The following is an 18,645-nucleotide window of genomic DNA, read 5'->3' on the forward strand; positions in this document are numbered from 1 at the left end:
TACACAAACTCAACCTGACTTTATCGTTATCGATAGCACAGTGAACAAGACGCCATAACGTTACCGCTATGGCGTCTGCTTGTGCTTTGTAGTTATTACAGTTTCGCGCTTACCCAGCTTTCAACGCTGGCCAATGCTGCAGGGAGTGCCGCCGCATCCGTACCACCGGCTTGCGCCATGTCCGGACGACCGCCCCCCTTGCCGCCCACCTGCTGAGCGACCATACCAATCAGTTCCCCTGCTTTTACGCGGTCGGTCACATCCTTAGATACGCCCGCAATCAGAGAAACCTTACCTTCTGCCACTGTCGCCAGCACGATGACGGTAGAACCAAGCTGGTTCTTGAGATCGTCGACCATAGTACGCAGCATCTTAGGCTCAACGCCCGCCAGATCGCTGACCAGCAGTTTGACGCCCTTAATGTCTACAGCCTTGCTGGAGAGGTTTGCACTCTCCTGCGCCGCAGCCTGCTCTTTCAGCTGCTGCAGCTCTTTTTCCAGCTGACGCGTGCGATCCAGCGCAACGCGCACTTTCTCGCCCAGGTTCTGGCTATCGCCTTTCAGCAGTTGCGCGATATCGTGCAGCTGATCGCTCTGCGCATGCAGGCTGGCAATCGCACCTTCACCGGTCACCGCTTCAATACGACGCACGCCTGCCGCCGTACCCGACTCGGAAACAATACGGAACAGGCCGATGTCACCGGTGCGCGAGGCGTGTGTACCACCGCACAGCTCGGTAGAGAAGTCGCCCATGCTCAACACGCGAACACGATCGTCATATTTCTCACCAAACAGCGCCATCGCACCTTTTTTCTTCGCGTCCTCAAGATCCATGATATGAGTCTCGATTGGCAGGTTACGACGGATCTGCGCGTTTACCAGATCTTCCACCGCACGGATTTCAGATGGTTTCATCGCTTCAAAATGCGAGAAGTCGAAGCGCAGCACTTTGTCGTTAACCAGAGAACCTTTCTGTGCAACGTGGGTACCGAGCACATCGCGCAGGGCCGCGTGCATCAGGTGGGTTGCCGAGTGGTTCAGACGAATGCGCGCGCGGCGAGCTTCATCAACGTTAGCCTGGACGCCCTCGCCCACTTTCAGAGAACCGGAAACCAGTTTGCCCTGGTGACCAATCGCCTGACCGTATTTTTGGGTGTCGCTGACGCTGAAGCTAAAGCCATTGCCCTTCAGTTCGCCTTTATCACCAACCTGGCCGCCGGATTCGGCGTAGAACGGCGTTTTGTCCAGAATGACAACCGCATCCTGACCCGCACTGATGCTGTCCACGGCTTTGCCGTCAACAAACAGGGCGGTCACTTTGCCGGTCAGTTCCAGCGCCTCATAACCTTTGAATTCAGACGCGCTATCAACGCGGATCATCGCGTTGTAGTCTGCACCGAAACCGCTGGACTCACGCGCACGACGGCGCTGCTCTTCCATCGCGGCTTCGAAGCCCGCTTCGTCAACTTTGATGTTGCGCTCGCGGCAAACGTCCGCTGTCAGGTCAACCGGGAAGCCGTAGGTGTCGTACAGGCGGAAAGCGGTTTCGCCATCCAGCGTGTCGCCCTTGAGCTTCGCCAGCTCTTCGTCCAGCAGCGCCAGACCGCGCTCCAGAGTACGGGCAAACTGCTCTTCTTCGGTTTTCAGAACCTGCTCAACCTGCGCCTGCTGGCGTTTCAGCTCGTCACCGGCTGAACCCATCACGCCGATCAGTGGCCCAACGAGTTTGTAGAAGAAGGTGTCCTTCGCGCCCAGCATGTTGCCGTGACGAATAGCACGACGAATGATACGACGCAGCACGTAGCCACGGTTTTCATTCGACGGGATAACGCCGTCTGCAATCAGGAACGCGCAGGAGCGAATGTGGTCCGCGATAACGCGCAGCGATTTGTTGTTCAGATCGGTCGCGCCGGTGACTTCGGCAACGGCTTTGATCAGGGTGCTAAACAGGTCAATCTCATAGTTGGAGTTAACGTGCTGCAGAACCGCGGCAATACGCTCCAGGCCCATACCGGTATCAACGGAAGGCTTCGGCAGCGGCTCCATCGTACCGTCGGCCTGACGGTTGAACTGCATGAAGACGATGTTCCAGATCTCAATGTAGCGATCGCCGTCTTCTTCCGGGCTTCCTGGAGGGCCGCCCCAGATGTGGTCGCCGTGATCGTAGAAGATCTCGGTGCACGGACCGCAAGGGCCGGTGTCACCCATCTGCCAGAAGTTGTCGGACGCGTAAGGCGCGCCTTTGTTATCGCCGATGCGAATAATACGCTCGCGCGGGATCCCGACTTCTTTTTCCCAGATTTCGTAGGCTTCGTCATCGGTTTCATAGACGGTAACCCACAGACGCTCTTTCGGCAGGTTGAACCAGTTTTCACCGGTCAGCAGTTCCCACGCATACTGAATGGCATCGTGTTTGAAGTAGTCGCCGAAGCTGAAGTTACCCAGCATTTCGAAGAAGGTGTGGTGACGCGCGGTGTAACCGACGTTTTCCAGGTCGTTGTGTTTACCGCCCGCACGCACGCAACGCTGTGAGGTTGTGGCGCGGGAATAATTACGCTTGTCGAGACCAAGGAACACATCCTTGAACTGGTTCATCCCGGCGTTGGTAAACAGCAGAGTCGGATCGTTGTTCGGTACCAGGGAGCTGCTGGCAACAACCTGGTGTCCCTTACTATGGAAAAAATCGAGAAACGCCTGACGGATCTCAGCGGTGCTCTTGCTCATAATTATCCTGAAATCAAGCTAACGAAATGTCGTAGCCAGCCTGTATCGGTAAACCGTTGGACAGACCAGCTACTGGAAAAAGTGGGAATAAGATAAGTTTTCTTTAGTGGGAAGTAAAATCCCGCATGCGTTCAATCGGCAAAATTACGCCAGATATCCTGAATATCTTCCATCAGAAAGCCGCGGTAGAGCAAAAAGCGCTGGATTTTAACTTTTTCTGAAAATTCACGCGGCAGCGGCTCGCCGTACTTGCGAATCGCCTGTTCTCTTGCCAGTTCGCACCAGTCAATATCGCATTCGCGCATCGCTTTTTCGATGGACTCCCGGGCTACCCCTTTCTGGTTTAGCTCCTGCCGGATGCGCGCGGGCCCGTATCCTTTACGGCCACGGCTGGCGAGAAACCGCGAGGCAAAACGCTCGTCATCAAGATAGCGATGCTCATAGCACCAGGCGATGACGCGGTCATAATCTTCCGCGGCGGCATCAATCTCTTCCGGGCCGTTTTTACTCATCACCGGCGCCGACAGTTTTCGCCGCAGCTCCTGTTCACTGTGGTCACGGACGGCCAGGATGCGCACCGCGCGATCAAGTAAGCGTGCATACGCGGGTCGACGTGTTGTCGGTTCACTCATAAAAAAACCTGCTGGTTCAGAAATGCAAAAAGGGCCGCATCAGCAGCCCTTCATTGTTAAACGAGAGAATTAAAAGTCTTCGTTAGTTTCTTCAGCATCCGCGCTATCAACCGCGAAATCAGGCGTGGAGTCCTGGTTGTTCAGCAGAAGCTCACGCACTTTCTTCTCGATCTCTTTCGCCGCAGCCGGGTTCTCTTTCAGCCAGGAGATGGCATTCGCTTTACCCTGACCAATCTTGTCACCGTTGTAGCTGTACCAGGCGCCCGCTTTTTCAATCAGCTTCTCTTTCACGCCCAGGTCAACCAGCTCACCGAAGAAGTTAATACCTTCGCCGTAGAGGATCTGGAACTCAGCCTGCTTGAACGGCGCAGCGATTTTGTTCTTCACAACCTTGACGCGGGTTTCGCTACCGACGACGTTCTCACCCTCTTTCACCGCGCCGATACGGCGGATATCCAGACGGACAGAGGCGTAGAATTTCAGGGCGTTCCCCCCGGTCGTGGTTTCCGGGTTACCGAACATCACGCCGATTTTCATACGGATCTGGTTGATGAAGATCAGCAGCGTGTTGGACTGCTTCAGGTTACCCGCCAGCTTACGCATCGCCTGGCTCATCATACGAGCCGCAAGGCCCATATGAGAGTCGCCGATTTCGCCTTCGATTTCGGCTTTTGGCGTCAGTGCGGCAACGGAGTCGACCACGATAACGTCAACAGCACCAGAACGCGCCAGCGCGTCACAAATTTCCAGTGCCTGCTCACCGGTGTCCGGCTGAGAACACAGCAGGTTGTCGATATCGACGCCCAGCTTACGGGCATACACAGGGTCCAGCGCGTGCTCGGCATCGATAAACGCACAGGTTTTACCTTCGCGCTGTGCCGCGGCAATGACCTGCAGCGTCAGGGTGGTTTTACCGGAGGACTCTGGCCCGTAGATTTCTACGATACGGCCCATAGGCAGGCCGCCAGCGCCCAGCGCGATATCCAGAGAAAGCGAACCGGTGGAGATAGTTTCCACATCCATGGAACGGTCTTCACCCAGGCGCATGATGGAGCCTTTACCGAATTGCTTTTCGATCTGGCCCAGTGCTGCCGCCAACGCTTTCTGTTTGTTTTCGTCGATAGCCATTATTACTCCTGTCATGCCGGGAGAAGCGACTGTGCTTCACCGTGGATTTCTGTTCTGTTGGTGCAATTATACTGTATGGTCATACAGTATCAAGTGTTTTGTAGAAATTGTTGCCAGAGCGTTTTTAACGCATATTCCGTTGCCTGACGACGCACGCTTTCGCGATCGCCGCTGAAGCACTCCCGGCGGGTGATGCCTTCGCCTTTAGAAGTAGCAAACCCAAACCAGACTGTGCCGACAGGCTTCACGTCGCTACCGCCGTCCGGGCCCGCAATGCCGCTAATGGAAATTGCGTAATCTGCGCGCGCCTCTTTGAGCGCACCAATGGCCATCTCGATCACCACCGGTTCGCTGACCGCGCCATGCTGTTCAAGCGTGGATTCGCGCACGCCAATCATCTGTGCTTTAGCTTCGTTACTGTAGGTCACAAATCCGCGTTCAAACCAGGCGGAACTGCCGGCAATATCGGTAATCGCTTTCGCCACCCAGCCGCCGGTGCAGGATTCCGCGGTGGTGATTGTCGCGCCACGCTGCTTCAGCGCAAGGCCAACAATCTCGCTAAGCTGCATCAATTCATGGTCAGTCATTCTCGCTCCAGGCATCAGAAAAACGTGCTGCACAAGATAGCACTTTCTCGTCAGATGTGGGGATGCACTTCAGGTTTTACGAGGGAGCTTCAGAAAAAAGCCGATGCGGGCGCACCGGCCGTGGAAATGTTATTTCATGCTGTCGGCGAGGGTGTTCACATTGTGGCGAAATGCCTTAACGTAGGTGTCTGCCACCCCGCCTTTTGCCGACAGAGCTTCCGGATACAGTTCGCCCCCCGGCTGTGCGCCCGTCGCCGACGCTATCTGCTTCACCAGACGCGGATCGAGCTGATTTTCCATAAACCAGGTTTTGACGCCGTCGGCTTTGATCTGATTGATAATCTCAGCAACCTGCGACGCGCTGGCCTCGCTCTCGGACGACAGTCCCTGCGGCGCCATAAACGTCACGCCGTAGGCGCGGCTGAAATAGCCAAACGCGTCATGGCTGGTCAACACGTTACGCTTCGCCTGCGGGATCTGGCTAAAGCGCGTTTTGGCCCAGCTATCCAGCTGGTTAAGCTGCGCGATATACGGTTTACCGGAGGCTTCCAGCGCGGCTTTGTCCTGCGGATCGGCTTTCACCAGCCCGTTCAGAATATTTTGTGCATACAGCGCCCCGTTCGCCGCGCTGTTCCACGCGTGCGGATCGGTCACGGTCTTTCCATCTTCCTCAAGCGTGTGAGTTTTCACCCCGGCTGAGGCGACGACCAGCTGTCCTTTGAACCCGGAGGCCTTCACCAGCCGATCGAGCCAGCCCTCCAGCCCCAGGCCGTTCACCACCACCACATCGGCCTTGCTCAGCGCCGCGCTGTCTTTCGGCGACGGTTCAAACGTATGCGGATCGCCGTCCGGCCCGACCAGCGTCGTCACGTTCACATGGTCACCGCCCACCTCCTGCGTGATATCCCCCAGTATCGAAAAGCTGGTGACCACATTCAGCGTTTTCGCCATCACGCCGTGCGACATCATCCCCAGCGCGAGCGCCACTACTAATCCTGTTCGTTTCATCGTTTCCCCTTGCGTTAAAAAAGCGCGCGCAGGCTGCCAGCGAGCCTGCTTCGCGTGCCCAGTAAAATGGAAATAAAGAACAGCGCGCTGGCGGTGAGCACGATGGATGGCCCGGCAGGCAAACTCATTGCCCAGGAGAGGCTCAGCCCCAGCCATGCGCAGAAAATACCGCTGATGCCCGCCATCAGGAGTAACGCAGGCAGCGTGCGCACCCAGCAGCGGGCCGCCACGGCTGGCAGCATCATCAGCCCGACGGCCATCAGCGTGCCGAGCACCTGAAAACCAGCCACCAGGTTAAGAACCAGCAGCGCCAGAAACAGTCCGTGCAGCAGGCCGGGCAGCCAGCGGGCGTTCACCTGTAGCCAGGCGGTATCAAACGCTTCTGTGACCAGACCGCGATAGAACAGCGCCAGCGTGATAAGGGTGAACATACACACGCCCGTAACAAACAGCGCGGCGTCGTTGTCCACGGCGAGGATGGAGCCAAACAGCAGATGCAGCAGATCGACATTCGACCCGCGCAGCGACACCAGCGTGACGCCCAGCGCCAGTGAGCCAAGGTAAAACCCCGCGAAGCTGGCATCTTCCTTAAGCGGCGTGCGTCGGCTGACCAGACCGGCCAGCAGCGCCACGGTAATGCCCGCGATAAAACCGCCAATACTCATCGCCAGCAGCGACATACCGCTGAGCAAATACCCCACGGCGACACCCGGCAAAATCGCGTGAGAAAGGGCGTCGCCCATCAGGCTCATCCGACGCAGCTGAAGAAACACGCCGAGCGCGGTGGTGCTGACCGAGAGCGCCAGGCAAACCACCAGCGCGCGACGCATAAAGCCGTACTCAATAAACGGCTGAAAAAAGAGATGCCAGATCATGCCACCCTCACCCGCTCGGTTTTCCACTGGGGCACGTCAGCATCCAGCCGCAGCGTTTGCGGGAAATGGCGCGACACGCGCTCGCTGTCGTGCAGTACCGCGAGCAGCGTTTGCCCCTGCATATACATCTCCAGCATCACGTCCATCAGCACGTTGCAGGTGGCTTCATCGACGCCGGTAAAGGGCTCATCCAGCATCACCAGCGGCGCCTGCTGTACCAGAACGCGGGCAAACAGCATGCGCTGGAACTGCCCGCCGGAGAGCTCATCGATGGTGGATAAGGCCATGGTTTCCAGTCCGACGCGCTCAAGAGCGCTGGCAAGGCGCAGCCGCGCTTCGCGACGAAACCCGGAAAACAGCGAAATGCCCGGCCAGCAGCCCATGCTTACCACGTCCTGTACGGTCAGCGGAAACTGCGCCTCAAGCGCGTGGCGCTGTGCCAGCCATCCGATTACCGGGCGCTTCCCCTGCCAGCGAAAGCCGCCGCTGACGGGAGGAATAAACCCCGCCAGCGTTTTCAGCAGCGTGGATTTCCCGCAGCCGTTAGCGCCGATAATGGCGGTCATGCTTCCGCGCTCAATCGTGCCCGAAAGGGGCCGCGTAATGGGCTGGCGTTCATAACCCGCGACCAGTTCATTCATTACAATCATGGCAATGCCACCGCCCAGGACACGGCCAGCCCAATAAAGACAACCAGCACCAGCGCCAGCAAAAGCCGAACCGGAGCAGACAGAGAGAAAAGGGACGTTGACATCTCGACACCACATTAAACGTTATAACATAACAATAATAAAAGGTAGTTAAGATGTAAATGGCGGGTTTGCAGAGGGAGTGTGGCGAAATGTTTCTGAGGGAAATAGGTGCGCGCGGGTGCCCTCACCCCAGCCCTCTCCCACAGGGAGAGGGGGAATAAGGTGACTTACTGACTAAACGGTGACGCCGCCGGCACGCGGGCCTGCGATACCGCCAGCCCCAGCTGCCATACAGCCATCGCATAGTGGGTGCTGTGGTTATAGCGGGTAATGGTGTAGAAATTCGGCAGACCGTACCAGTACTGATAGCCCGTCCCGACATCCAGACGCAGCAGACTCACCTGTTGCGCGTTGCCCAGCGGCTGGGTTGGCGTTAAGCCTGCCGCCGTCAGCTGTGCAACGCTATATTTGGTTTTAAAGCCGTTTTCCAGCCCAAACGCCTCGCCGTTCGCCTGCACCGCAACTTGCCCGCCCGGCACCCAGCCGTGCGCCTTGAAGTAGTTCGCCACGCTGCCGATGGCATCCACCGGATCCCACAGGTTGATATGGCCATCTCCGTTAAAGTCGACGGCATACTGTTTATAGGACGACGGCATAAACTGCCCGTAGCCCATCGCGCCGGCAAACGACCCTTTCAGATCGAGCGGATCGTCCTGCTCGTTGCGCGCCATCAGCAGGAAGGTCTCCAGCTCGGAGGAGAAATACTCCGCGCGGCGCGGATAGTTAAAGGAGAGCGTCGCCAGCGCATCCAGGATGCGGGTTTTCCCCATCACGCGGCCCCAGCGGGTTTCCACGCCGATAATCCCGACGATGATTTCAGGCGGTACGCCGTACACCTGCCACGCGCGGTTGAGCGCCTCTTCATACTGATTCCAGAACGCCACGCCGTTTTGCACGTTGTCCGGAGTAATAAACTGCTTGCGATAGCGCAGCCACGCGCCGTTCGGCCCGCTCGGCACCTGGGCCGTCGGCGCCTGTCTGTCCATCAGACGCAGCACGTAGTCCAGACGCTTCGCCTGAGACAAAATTTCGTGCAGCTGCTGTCTGTCAAAGCCGTGTTTGCTCACCATTTTATCGATGAACTGCTCGGCCGCCGGGTTATCCGCGAAGTCGCCCCCCATCTGCATCATATTGTGCTGCGGCTCCAGCAGGAATCCTCCGGAAGGCGCGCCCGCCGTTTGCTGAACGGCTTCGGTCTTAGGTTTGCTACTACAGGCAGACAGCAGAATAAGCGCAGGCAACAGCGCTGCATAACGACGCTTGAACATGAGACATCCATTTAACGGGTTCGATAAGAACCCAGTATGGTAAAGCATCCGCAACACCTCAAGGAAGCGGTACGCACCTTCCCTACGCAAATCCGCGCTTTTTTCCATCGAAAATCATTATCCCCACCAATAAACTTTCAAAATAATCCGTTTTTCTTTCATTGTGAGATCTAACTAACACTTTAAAACCTTTCAAAGTGATTATTATTAGCCCAGTCAGACAAAAACAAAAAAGCCCCACAGGAGAGAAGAATGATAGAAACCATCACCCACGGCGCCGAGTGGTTCATCGGGCTGTTTCAGAAAGGCGGAGAAGTGTTCACCGGCATGGTGACCGGGATCCTGCCCCTGCTGATCAGCCTGCTGGTGATCATGAACGCGCTGATTAACTTTATCGGCCAGCAGCGTATTGAGCGCTTCGCCCAGCGCTGCGCCGGAAACCCGCTGTCCCGCTACCTGATACTGCCCTTTATCGGCACCTTCGTGTTCTGCAACCCGATGACCTTAAGCCTCGGCCGCTTTATGCCTGAGAAGTACAAGCCGAGCTATTACGCCGCCGCCTCCTACAGCTGCCATTCGATGAACGGCCTGTTCCCGCACATCAACCCCGGCGAGCTGTTCGTTTATCTCGGGATCGCCAGCGGCCTTACCACGCTTGGCCTGCCGCTCGGCCCGCTGGCGGTGAGCTACCTGCTGGTCGGTCTGGTCACCAACTTCTTCCGCGGCTGGGTGACAGATCTCACCACCGCCATTTTTGAGAAAAAAATGGGCATCCAGCTTGAACAGAAGGTCCATCTTTCAGGAGCCACAGCATGAACCGGATCCGCATTGAGAAAGGCACGGGCGGCTGGGGCGGCCCGCTGGAGTTCAACGCCACCGAAGGCAAAAAGATTGTGTACATCACCGCGGGCACGCGCCCGGCGATCGTCGACAGGCTGCGCGAGCTGACGGGCTGGGAAGCGGTCGACGGCTTCAAGGAAGGCGAGCCGCCGGAAGCGGAAATCGGCGTGGCGGTGATCGACTGCGGCGGCACGCTGCGCTGCGGTATCTATCCGAAGCGCAGTATTCCGACGGTAAATATTCACTCCACCGGAAAATCCGGCCCGCTGGCGCAGTACATCCTCGAGGACATTTATGTCTCGGGCGTAAAGGAAGACAACATCACCCTGGTGAAGGGGACGTCTGCACCGCAAAAAGCGGCTCCGCGCGAGTACGACACCAGCAAGAAAATTACCGAGCAGAGCGATGGCCTGCTGGCGAAAGTCGGGATGGGCATGGGTTCCGCCGTGGCGGTGCTGTTCCAGTCCGGGCGCGACACCATCGACACGGTGCTGAAGACCATTCTGCCGTTTATGGCGTTCGTCTCGGCGCTGATCGGCATCATCATGGCCTCCGGCCTGGGCGACTGGATTGCCCATGGCCTCGCCCCGCTCGCCAGCCACCCGCTTGGGCTGGTGACGCTGGCGCTGATCTGCTCCTTCCCGCTGCTGTCGCCGTTCCTCGGCCCGGGCGCGGTGATCGCTCAGGTCATCGGCGTGCTGATTGGCGTGCAGATTGGTCTGGGGAACATTCCCCCGCACCTCGCCCTGCCCGCCCTGTTTGCCATTAACGCCCAGGCGGCGTGCGATTTCATCCCCGTTGGGCTGTCGCTGGCCGAAGCGCGCCAGGACACCGTGCGCGTGGGCGTGCCGTCCGTGCTGGTCAGCCGCTTCCTGACGGGCGCGCCCACGGTGCTGATTGCCTGGTTTGTCTCCGGCTTTATTTATCAATAAGAGGTTCCTGCAATGATCGTGATTTACCAGACCACCATTACCCGCATCGGCCAGAGCGCCGCCGACGCGCTGAGCGACCAGATGCTGATCACCTTCCGCGAAGGGGCGCCTGCGGATATCGAAGAGTTTTGCTTTATCCACTGCCACGGCGAGCTGAACGGTGAGCTGAAGGCCGGTAGCCAGCTTGAGCTGGGCGAGGCGCGCTATGCCGTGACCGCCGTCGGCGACGTGGCCGAGCAAAACCTGCGCGAGCTGGGCCACATCACCCTGCGTTTCGACGGCCAGCCGCAGGCCGAGTATCCCGGTACGGTTCACGTGGCGGGCCCGGTTCCGCAGGCTGTCACCCCAGGCTGCACGTTAAAATTTGTTGCGTAATTAAGGAGAAACACATGAGTCAGGTTGCCGTTGTCATTGGTGGAGGACAAACCTTAGGCGAGTTCCTCTGCCGTGGGCTTGCCGCAGAGGGCTACCGCGTGGCGGTAGTGGATATTCAGAATGAAAAAGCCGCCCGCGTGGCGGACACCATTAACACCGAGTTTGGCGAAGGAATGGCTTACGGGTTTGGCGCAGACGCCACCAGCGAGCAGAGCGTGATGGCGCTGGCCCGCGGCGTGGACGAGATTTTTGGGCGTACCGATCTGCTGGTCTACAGTGCGGGAATTGCGAAAGCGGCCTTTATCAGCGATTTCGAACTGGGGGATTTTGACCGTTCGCTGCAGGTGAATCTGGTGGGCTATTTCCTCTGCGCCCGCGAGTTTTCCCGTCTGATGATCCGCGACGGCATTCAGGGGCGCATCATTCAGATCAACTCCAAATCAGGGAAAGTGGGCAGCAAGCATAACTCCGGCTACAGCGCGGCGAAGTTTGGCGGCGTGGGGCTAACGCAGTCTCTGGCGCTGGATCTGGCCGAATACGGCATTACCGTACATTCGCTGATGCTGGGTAACCTGCTGAAATCGCCGATGTTCCAGTCCCTGCTGCCGCAGTATGCCACCAAGCTCGGCATCAAGGCGGAAGAAGTGGAGCAGTACTACATCGATAAAGTGCCGCTGAAGCGCGGGTGCGATTATCAGGACGTGCTGAACATGCTGCTGTTTTACGCCAGCCCGAAAGCCTCGTACTGCACCGGGCAGTCGATTAACGTCACCGGCGGGCAGGTAATGTTCTGATCGAGCGGCCTGATGCCTTCACCCTACCCCTCTCCACCGGGAGAGGGAACACAATAAGGAGCCGATATGGTCACCGCACTCATCACCGTCGCCGCCCTCGCCTGGCTCTGCCAGATGGCGTTCGGCGGCTGGCAAATTCACCAGTTTAACCGCGCGTTTGATGCCCTGTGCCAGAAAGGCCGCGTGGGCGTCGGGCGTTCCGGCGGACGCTTTAAACCGCGAGTCGTCGTGGCTATTGCGCTGGACGAAAACAATAACGTCTGCGATTCCCTCATCATGCGAGGCATGACCGTCTTTGCCCGTCCGGTGAAAATCCAGGCAATCAACGGCATTTCGCTGCAGGAATTGCAGCCTGATGTGATCTTTCCCCATGATCCACTCTGTCAGAATGCACTATCATTAGCGCTTAATCTGAAACATGGATAATTTCGTTGTGAAAGCTATAGACTTGCGAAATTATCATTTCGCAACCTAAGGAACGAAGCGCCTATGAAACCTCGTCAGCGGCAGGCGGCCATTCTCGAGCATCTGCAAAAGCAGGGAAAATGTTCGGTAGAGGATCTGGCCCACTACTTTGACACCACCGGCACGACGATACGCAAGGACCTGGTATTGCTCGAAAACTCTGGCGCCGTCATTCGAACCTACGGCGGCGTGGTGCTCAATAAGGACGAAGCCGACCCGCCTATCGATCACAAAACGCTGATCAATACCCACCAGAAAGCGCTAATTGCCGAAGCCGCCGTAAAATTTATCCACGATGGCGACTCCATCATTCTGGATGCAGGCAGTACCGTCCTGCAGATGATCCCGCTGCTCAGCCGCTTTAACAACATCACGGTGATGACCAACAGCCTGCACATCGTCAACGCGCTGTCGGAGAACGACTGCGAGCAGACCGTCCTGATGCCCGGCGGCACCTTCCGCAAAAAATCCGCCTCATTTCACGGACAGCTGGCGGAGAACGCCTTCGACCACTTCAGCTTTGATAAACTGTTCATGGGCACCGACGGCATCGACCTGGACGCAGGCGTTACGACGTTCAACGAGGTGTTCAGCGTCAGTAAAGCCATGTGCAACGCCGCGCGAGAAGTGATTTTAATGGCCGATTCGTCGAAGTTTGGCCGTAAAAGCCCCAACATTGTCTGTAGCCTGGAGAGCGTCGATAAGCTGATTACCGACGCGGGTATCGACCCGGCGTTCAAAAAAGCGCTGGAAGAGAAAGGCATCGACGTGATCGTAACCGGAGAGAGAGATGAGTGATTTTCTGTTAGAAACGGGCCGCCAGACGCTGATGCTGGAGCTGCAGGAAGCCAGCCGCCTGCCGGAACGTCTCGGCGAGGATTTTGTCCGCGCGGCCAACACCATTATCCACTGCGAAGGCAAAGTGATCGTGGCGGGCATCGGTAAATCCGGCCATATCGGCAAAAAAATTGCTGCGACGCTCGCCAGCACCGGCACCCCAGCCTTCTTCGTGCATCCGGCAGAGGCGCTGCACGGCGATCTGGGGATGATTGAGAGCCGCGACGTGATGCTGTTTATCTCCTACTCCGGTTCGGCGAAAGAGCTGGATCTCATTATTCCGCGCCTGCAGGAAAAATCGGTCGCCCTGCTGGCGATGACCGGGAAATCCCGCTCGCCGCTGGCGCTGGCCGCCAAAGCGACGCTGGATATTTCCGTTGAGCGTGAAGCCTGTCCGATGCACCTCGCCCCGACCTCCAGCACCGTGAATACCCTGATGATGGGCGACGCGCTGGCGATGGCGGTGATGCAGGCGCGCGGCTTTAACGAAGAAGATTTCGCCCGCTCGCATCCGGCGGGGGCGCTCGGGGCACGCCTGCTCAACAAGGTTCACCACCTGATGCGCACCGACGATGCTATTCCGCAGGTCAAACTCAATACCAGCGTCATGGACGCGATGCTGGAGCTCAGCCGCACCGGTCTGGGGCTGGTGGCGGTGTGCGATGACGACGGGTACGTCAAAGGCGTGTTCACCGACGGCGACCTGCGCCGCTGGCTGGTGGGCGGCGGCAGGCTGGAAACCCAAGTGTCGGACGCCATGACCAAAGGGGGGCTGACGCTGAACGCCGAGAGCCGCGCCATTGAAGCCAAAGAGGTGCTGATGAAGCGCAAAATCACCGCCGCACCGGTGGTGGATGACACCGGCAGGCTGTGCGGCGCCATCAACCTTCAGGATTTCTATCAGGCCGGCATTATCTAACCCTTCAGTCCCAGACGCTTCGCCAGCCGGTGCAGGTTAGCGACGTCCATCTCCAGCGCCCGCGCGCACGCCGCCCAGCTGCGGTTATTCTGCTCCAGCGCGCGGGTAATCATCCGACGCTGGAATTCTTCCGTCGCCTCGCGCAGATTCTCGTTTGCGCTCTCAGGCGCAGCAGCCTTCACGGTCGGGGCAGTTTCCTCATGCAGTGCAAAATGCCGCGCATGAATTACCACCTCATCTCCCGAACGCGTCGCCCGCGCCAGCACCACCGCGCGGTGGATCGCATGCTCCAGCTCGCGCACGTTGCCCGGCCAGCCGTAGCTTAGCAGATGCGACCTCGCACCCGGGCTCAGCACCACGCGGGAAAGCCCCATCCTGAGACGGCACTGCTCGCAGAAAAAGCCCGCCAGCAGCACCACGTCGTCCCCGCGCTCGCGCAGCGGCGGCACGGTAAGCGGGAACACGCTCAGGCGATGGAACAGGTCGGCGCGGAACTGCCCTGCCAGCACCGCTTCACGCAGGTCACGGTTGGTGGCCGCCAGCACGCGAACGTCCACTCTGTGGCTGCGGTCATCCCCCACGCGCTGGATGTCGCCGTACTGCAGCACGCGCAGCAGCTTGGCCTGCAGCGACAGGGAGAGCTCGCCGATTTCGTCCAGAAACAGCGTGCCGTTATCGGCCATTTCGAACTTGCCGCTGCGGTTGCTGATGGCCCCGGTAAACGCCCCTTTAACGTGACCAAACAGCTCGCTTTCCGCCACGCTTTCCGGCAGCGCGGCGCAGTTGAGGTACACCAGCGGGTTCACCGCGCGCGGCGACGCTTCGTGAATGGACTTCGCCACCAGCTCCTTGCCAGTGCCGGTCTCCCCGAAGATCAGCACGTTCAAATCGGAAGCGGCAACGATCTCAATCTCTTTTTTGAGCTGCGCCATGCCCGGAGAGAGGCCAATCATCTCCGTATGCGTGACCTGCTCAAACGCCGCCGGGCTGCCGGGAAGGATATTCTGGATCTCAAGCTGTTCAATCAGCAGCGCGTTGTTAAGCGCCCCGGCGGCCAGGGCGGCAATCAGGCGCAGCTCTTCGTCGCTAAAGGCATCGAACTGGTCCGGCGAAAGGCCGTCGAGGGTCAACGCGCCAATCAGATTTTGTCCGGCAAATAAAGGCAGGCCGATACAGGCGTGCACCTTCAGGCTCTCCTGGCCGGGAATAAGCCCATCGTACGGGTCGGGCAGATCGCTGTCCGCCGGAAAGCGCACCACGTCACCCGCGCGGGCGATAGTTTCCAGACGCGGATGGCCCTCAAGGGTAAAACGCCGTCCGAGCACGTCCTTCGCCAGCCCGTCGATAGCCAGCGGAATAAACTGCCGCCCCTCGTAGCGCAGCAGTGCGGACGCATCGCACTCAAGCACGTGGCGCAGCGTGGAGATCAGCCGCTGAAAGCGGTCCTGATGGCCGATACCGGTCTGCAGCTCAATGGCGATCTTCGCCAGCACGTCTACGGAAAAGCTCATAGTGACCTCGCTGTCATTTTGACAATGCATGTTGTCATATTGACACTTCTTTTGATAGTCATAATGACTACCCACTACGAGGCACGGCAACATTAATTCATTAAAATCAAAGAATTAAAAACTGGCACGCAACTTGATATAAGCAAATCATCTTATTTGAAAATGCTGTATTACGTAGAGGTTGCTATGTCTATTCTGGTTAAAAATAACATTCATTGGGTGGGTCAACGTGACTGGGAAGTGCGCGATTTCCACGGGACGGAATACAAAACGCTGCGCGGCAGCAGCTACAATAGCTATCTCATCCGCGAAGAAAAAAACGTGCTGATCGATACCGTCGATCACAAGTTCAGCCGCGAGTTCGTGCAGAACCTGCGCAGCGAAATCGACCTGGACGCCATCGACTACATCATCATCAACCACGCGGAAGAAGATCACGCCGGCGCGCTGACCGAGCTGATGTCTTACATCCCGAACACGCCGATCTACTGCACCACCAACGCCATCGACTCGATCAACGGCCACCACCACCATCCGGAGTGGAATTTCCACACCGTGAAAACCGGCGACGCGCTGGATATCGGCAACGGCAAGCAGCTGATCTTCGTGGAAACGCCGATGCTGCACTGGCCGGACAGCATGATGACCTACATGACCGGCGACGCGGTGCTGTTCAGCAACGATGCCTTCGGCCAGCACTACTGCGACGAACGCCTGTTTAATGACGAAGTGGATCAGACCGAACTGTTCGAACAGTGCCAGCGGTACTACGCCAACATCCTTACCCCGTTCAGCCGCCTGGTGACGCCTAAAATCACCGAGATCCTCGGCTTTAATCTGCCGGTGGAGATGATTGCTACCTCTCACGGCGTGGTGTGGCGTGAAAATCCCACCCAGATTGTGGAGCTGTACCTGAAATGGGCGGCGGACTATCAGGAAGACCGCATTACGATTTTCTACGACACCATGTCCAACAACACCCGCATGATGGCGGACGCCATTGCCCAGGGCATCAACGAAGTGGACCCGAACGTGGCGGTGAAAATCTTCAACGTGGCGCGCAGCGATAAGAACGAGGTATTGACCAACGTGTTCCGCTCTAAGGGCGTGCTGGTGGGCACCTCCACCATGAACAACGTAATGATGCCGAAAGTTGCCGGTCTGGTGGAAGAGATGACCGGCCTGCGCTTCCGTAACAAGCGCGCCAGCGCCTTTGGCTCCCACGGCTGGAGCGGCGGCGCGGTAGACCGCCTTTCCACCCGTTTACAGGATGCCGGTTTTGAGATGTCCCTCAGCCTTAAAGCCAAATGGCGACCGGATATCGACGCCCTGGAGATCTGCCGCCAGCACGGCCGCGACATTGCGCGGCAGTGGGCGCTTGCACCGCTTCCGCAAGCAGCGAAACCGGTCGAACAGCAGGGCACCTGTGCCTGCGCCGCTGCGGCTGCCGCCGACCTCGGCCCGCGCATGCAGTGCAGCGTCTGCCAGTGGATCTACGACCCTGAGCTGGGCGAGCCGCTGCAGGACGTTGCGCCGGGTACGCCGTGGAGTGACGTGCCGGACAACTTCCTCTGCCCGGAATGTTCCCTCGGGAAAGACGTTTTTGATGAACTGGCAACGGAGGCAAAATGAGCCACGGCATCGTCATCATCGGCTCGGGCTTTGCCGCCCGTCAGCTGGTGAAAAACATCCGCAAACAGGACGCCAGGGTGCCGCTGACGGTGATTGCCGCCGACAGCATGGACGAGTACAACAAGCCTGACTTAAGCCACGTGATTAGTCAGAATCAGCGCGCCGAAGATCTCACCCGCCAGACGGCGGGGGAGTTCGCCGAGCGGTTTAACCTGCGCATGTTCCCGTACACCTGGGTCACCGACATCGACGCCGCCGCTCACGTTGTGAAAGCGACAGAGAAAACCTGGCAGTACGACAGGCTGGTGCTTGCCACGGGTGCCTCTGCGTTTGTGCCGCCGATTGAGGGCCGCGAGCTGATAATCACCCTCAACAGCCAGCAGGAGTATCAGGCCAGCGAAACGGGGCTTCGCGACGCGCAGCGCGTGATGATTGTCGGCGGCGGGCTGATAGGCACCGAGCTGGCGATGGATTTCTGCCGGGCGGGAAAATCCGTGACTCTGGTCGACCATGCGGCGAGCATTCTGTCGTCGCTGATGCCCGTAGAAGTAAGCAGTCGCTTACAGCATCATCTGACCGCCATGGGGGTACATCTGCTGTTGAAATCGCAGCTGCAAAGCCTGAGTAAAACCGAAGGCGGCATTCGTGCCATGCTCGACCGCAACCGCAGCGTTGAGGTCGATGCGGTTATCGCGGCGACGGGCCTGCGCCCGGAAACCGCGCTGGCGCATCGCGCAGGCGCCGAAATACAGCGTGGCGTGAAGGTAAATAGCTATCTGCAAACCACGCAACCTGATATTTACGCGTTAGGAGACTGCGCTGAAATTAATGGTCAGGTACTTCCCTTTTTACAGCCAATCCAATTAAGCGCGATGTATCTTGCTAAAAACCTGCTCGGCGGCAGCGCGCCGCTGAAATTAAACGCCATGCTAATTAAAGTAAAAACGCCGGAATTACCGCTGCATCTCGCAGGTGAAACGCAGCGTCAGGATCTGAGCTGGAAAATAACCCTCGAACAGCAGGGAATGGTCGCGCATGGCGTAGACAACGAGGGTCAACTACGCGCTTTTGTGGTCAGTGAAGATCGGATGAAGGAGGCTTTCGCTCTGCTGAAATTGCTACCTGCTTAACCCTGTTTTTGCCGGGTGGCGCTTCGCCTACCCGGCCTGCAAAAGGGTCATGCTTACTTAACCTTTGGATATTATTATTCACCGCCCCGATATCCCGGAGCTTTTTTTTACGAATCCTATTCATAAAATAAATGCAAAGCAGATATATCATCGCTATCAATCCCTTATTTATTATTTTCGTAAATACTCTAATCTGAAACAGATTAAAAACATCATTCTGTTTTATTATTCGCAGCC

18 protein-coding genes are annotated in these 18,645 nt (G+C 57.9%); 9 read left to right on the forward strand and 9 right to left on the reverse strand.

Annotation, left to right across the window (positions count from 1 at the left end; all coding sequences use genetic code 11):
* Positions 1–95: 95 nt before the first annotated feature.
* The 8 genes from alaS to mltB all read right to left on the reverse strand — a co-directional run bounded on the left by alaS (position 96) and on the right by mltB (position 8,973).
* Positions 96–2,723, reverse strand: coding sequence for an alanine--tRNA ligase (gene alaS / locus ACW9E7_RS15550; RefSeq protein WP_127732104.1), 2,628 nt, complete (start codon positions 2,721–2,723; stop codon positions 96–98).
* A 131-nt stretch (positions 2,724–2,854) separates the two neighbouring features.
* On the reverse strand, positions 2,855–3,355 hold the full coding sequence (gene recX / locus ACW9E7_RS15555) for a recombination regulator RecX (RefSeq protein ID WP_111965498.1): 501 nt from the start codon (positions 3,353–3,355) through the stop codon (positions 2,855–2,857).
* A 69-nt stretch (positions 3,356–3,424) separates the two neighbouring features.
* A complete protein-coding gene (recA, locus tag ACW9E7_RS15560; protein WP_024907698.1) occupies positions 3,425–4,483 on the reverse strand; it encodes a recombinase RecA in 1,059 nt (352 codons plus the stop codon).
* Between the two features lie 89 nt (positions 4,484–4,572).
* Positions 4,573–5,070: a nicotinamide-nucleotide amidase gene (gene pncC / locus ACW9E7_RS15565; RefSeq protein ID WP_032643004.1), complete on the reverse strand. Its 498-nt coding sequence runs from the start codon at positions 5,068–5,070 to the stop codon at positions 4,573–4,575.
* Positions 5,071–5,199: 129 nt separating this feature from the next.
* The gene (locus ACW9E7_RS15570; protein WP_111965497.1) at positions 5,200–6,078 is read right to left on the reverse strand and encodes a metal ABC transporter substrate-binding protein; all 879 of its coding nucleotides are present in this window, start codon (positions 6,076–6,078) and stop codon (positions 5,200–5,202) included.
* Positions 6,079–6,092: 14 nt separating this feature from the next.
* Entirely contained in the window at positions 6,093–6,953 is an 861-nt protein-coding gene (locus ACW9E7_RS15575) for a metal ABC transporter permease (RefSeq protein WP_032660373.1), read from the reverse strand.
* Positions 6,950–7,603 carry a metal ABC transporter ATP-binding protein gene (locus ACW9E7_RS15580; protein WP_115876137.1) on the reverse strand — a complete coding sequence of 218 codons (654 nt, stop codon included), beginning with the start codon at positions 7,601–7,603 and terminating at the stop codon, positions 6,950–6,952. Before ACW9E7_RS15580 ends, ACW9E7_RS15575 begins: the two co-directional genes overlap by 4 nt.
* 269 nt (positions 7,604–7,872) lie before the next feature.
* On the reverse strand, positions 7,873–8,973 hold the full coding sequence (mltB, locus tag ACW9E7_RS15585; RefSeq protein ID WP_458728042.1) for a lytic murein transglycosylase B: 1,101 nt from the start codon (positions 8,971–8,973) through the stop codon (positions 7,873–7,875).
* Between the two features lie 252 nt (positions 8,974–9,225).
* Here mltB and srlA point away from each other — a divergent pair, with 252 nt between their 5' ends.
* The 7 genes from srlA (at position 9,226) to gutQ (ending at position 14,135) form a co-directional block, all read left to right on the forward strand.
* A complete protein-coding gene (srlA, locus tag ACW9E7_RS15590; RefSeq protein WP_003862164.1) occupies positions 9,226–9,789 on the forward strand; it encodes a PTS glucitol/sorbitol transporter subunit IIC in 564 nt (187 codons plus the stop codon).
* On the forward strand, positions 9,786–10,745 hold the full coding sequence (gene srlE, locus ACW9E7_RS15595) for a PTS glucitol/sorbitol transporter subunit IIB (RefSeq protein ID WP_458728043.1): 960 nt from the start codon (positions 9,786–9,788) through the stop codon (positions 10,743–10,745). The genes srlA and srlE overlap by 4 nt, the downstream gene beginning before the upstream one ends.
* Before the next feature lie 12 nt (positions 10,746–10,757).
* The gene (gene srlB, locus ACW9E7_RS15600) at positions 10,758–11,120 is read left to right on the forward strand and encodes a PTS glucitol/sorbitol transporter subunit IIA (protein ID WP_367896894.1); all 363 of its coding nucleotides are present in this window, start codon (positions 10,758–10,760) and stop codon (positions 11,118–11,120) included.
* 14 nt (positions 11,121–11,134) lie between these two features.
* Positions 11,135–11,914: a sorbitol-6-phosphate dehydrogenase gene (gene srlD, locus ACW9E7_RS15605; RefSeq protein ID WP_248260409.1), complete on the forward strand. Its 780-nt coding sequence runs from the start codon at positions 11,135–11,137 to the stop codon at positions 11,912–11,914.
* A gap of 66 nt (positions 11,915–11,980) precedes the next feature.
* Complete coding sequence (gene gutM / locus ACW9E7_RS15610; RefSeq protein ID WP_045908515.1) at positions 11,981–12,340, forward strand: transcriptional regulator GutM; 360 nt, start codon at positions 11,981–11,983, stop codon at positions 12,338–12,340.
* Between the two features lie 63 nt (positions 12,341–12,403).
* Positions 12,404–13,177, forward strand: coding sequence for a glucitol operon DNA-binding transcriptional repressor SrlR (srlR, locus tag ACW9E7_RS15615; RefSeq protein ID WP_458728044.1), 774 nt, complete (start codon positions 12,404–12,406; stop codon positions 13,175–13,177).
* A complete protein-coding gene (gutQ, locus tag ACW9E7_RS15620; protein ID WP_111965491.1) occupies positions 13,170–14,135 on the forward strand; it encodes an arabinose-5-phosphate isomerase GutQ in 966 nt (321 codons plus the stop codon). Before srlR ends, gutQ begins: the two co-directional genes overlap by 8 nt.
* Here the strand turns inward: gutQ and norR are convergent.
* A complete protein-coding gene (gene norR / locus ACW9E7_RS15625) occupies positions 14,132–15,646 on the reverse strand; it encodes a nitric oxide reductase transcriptional regulator NorR (RefSeq protein WP_136195147.1) in 1,515 nt (504 codons plus the stop codon). The two genes, gutQ and norR, sit on opposite strands and share 4 nt — an antisense overlap.
* Positions 15,647–15,832: 186 nt before the next feature.
* On the opposite strand from norR, the gene norV reads away from it, so the two are divergent.
* Together norV and norW are read left to right on the forward strand one after the other, a co-directional pair.
* The gene (gene norV, locus ACW9E7_RS15630) at positions 15,833–17,278 is read left to right on the forward strand and encodes an anaerobic nitric oxide reductase flavorubredoxin (protein ID WP_133295033.1); all 1,446 of its coding nucleotides are present in this window, start codon (positions 15,833–15,835) and stop codon (positions 17,276–17,278) included.
* On the forward strand, positions 17,275–18,408 hold the full coding sequence (norW, locus tag ACW9E7_RS15635) for an NADH:flavorubredoxin reductase NorW (RefSeq protein WP_458728045.1): 1,134 nt from the start codon (positions 17,275–17,277) through the stop codon (positions 18,406–18,408). The genes norV and norW overlap by 4 nt, the downstream gene beginning before the upstream one ends.
* Positions 18,409–18,645: the final 237 nt, after the last annotated feature.

It is taken from the genome of Enterobacter sp. H2G27 (assembly GCF_054403075.1).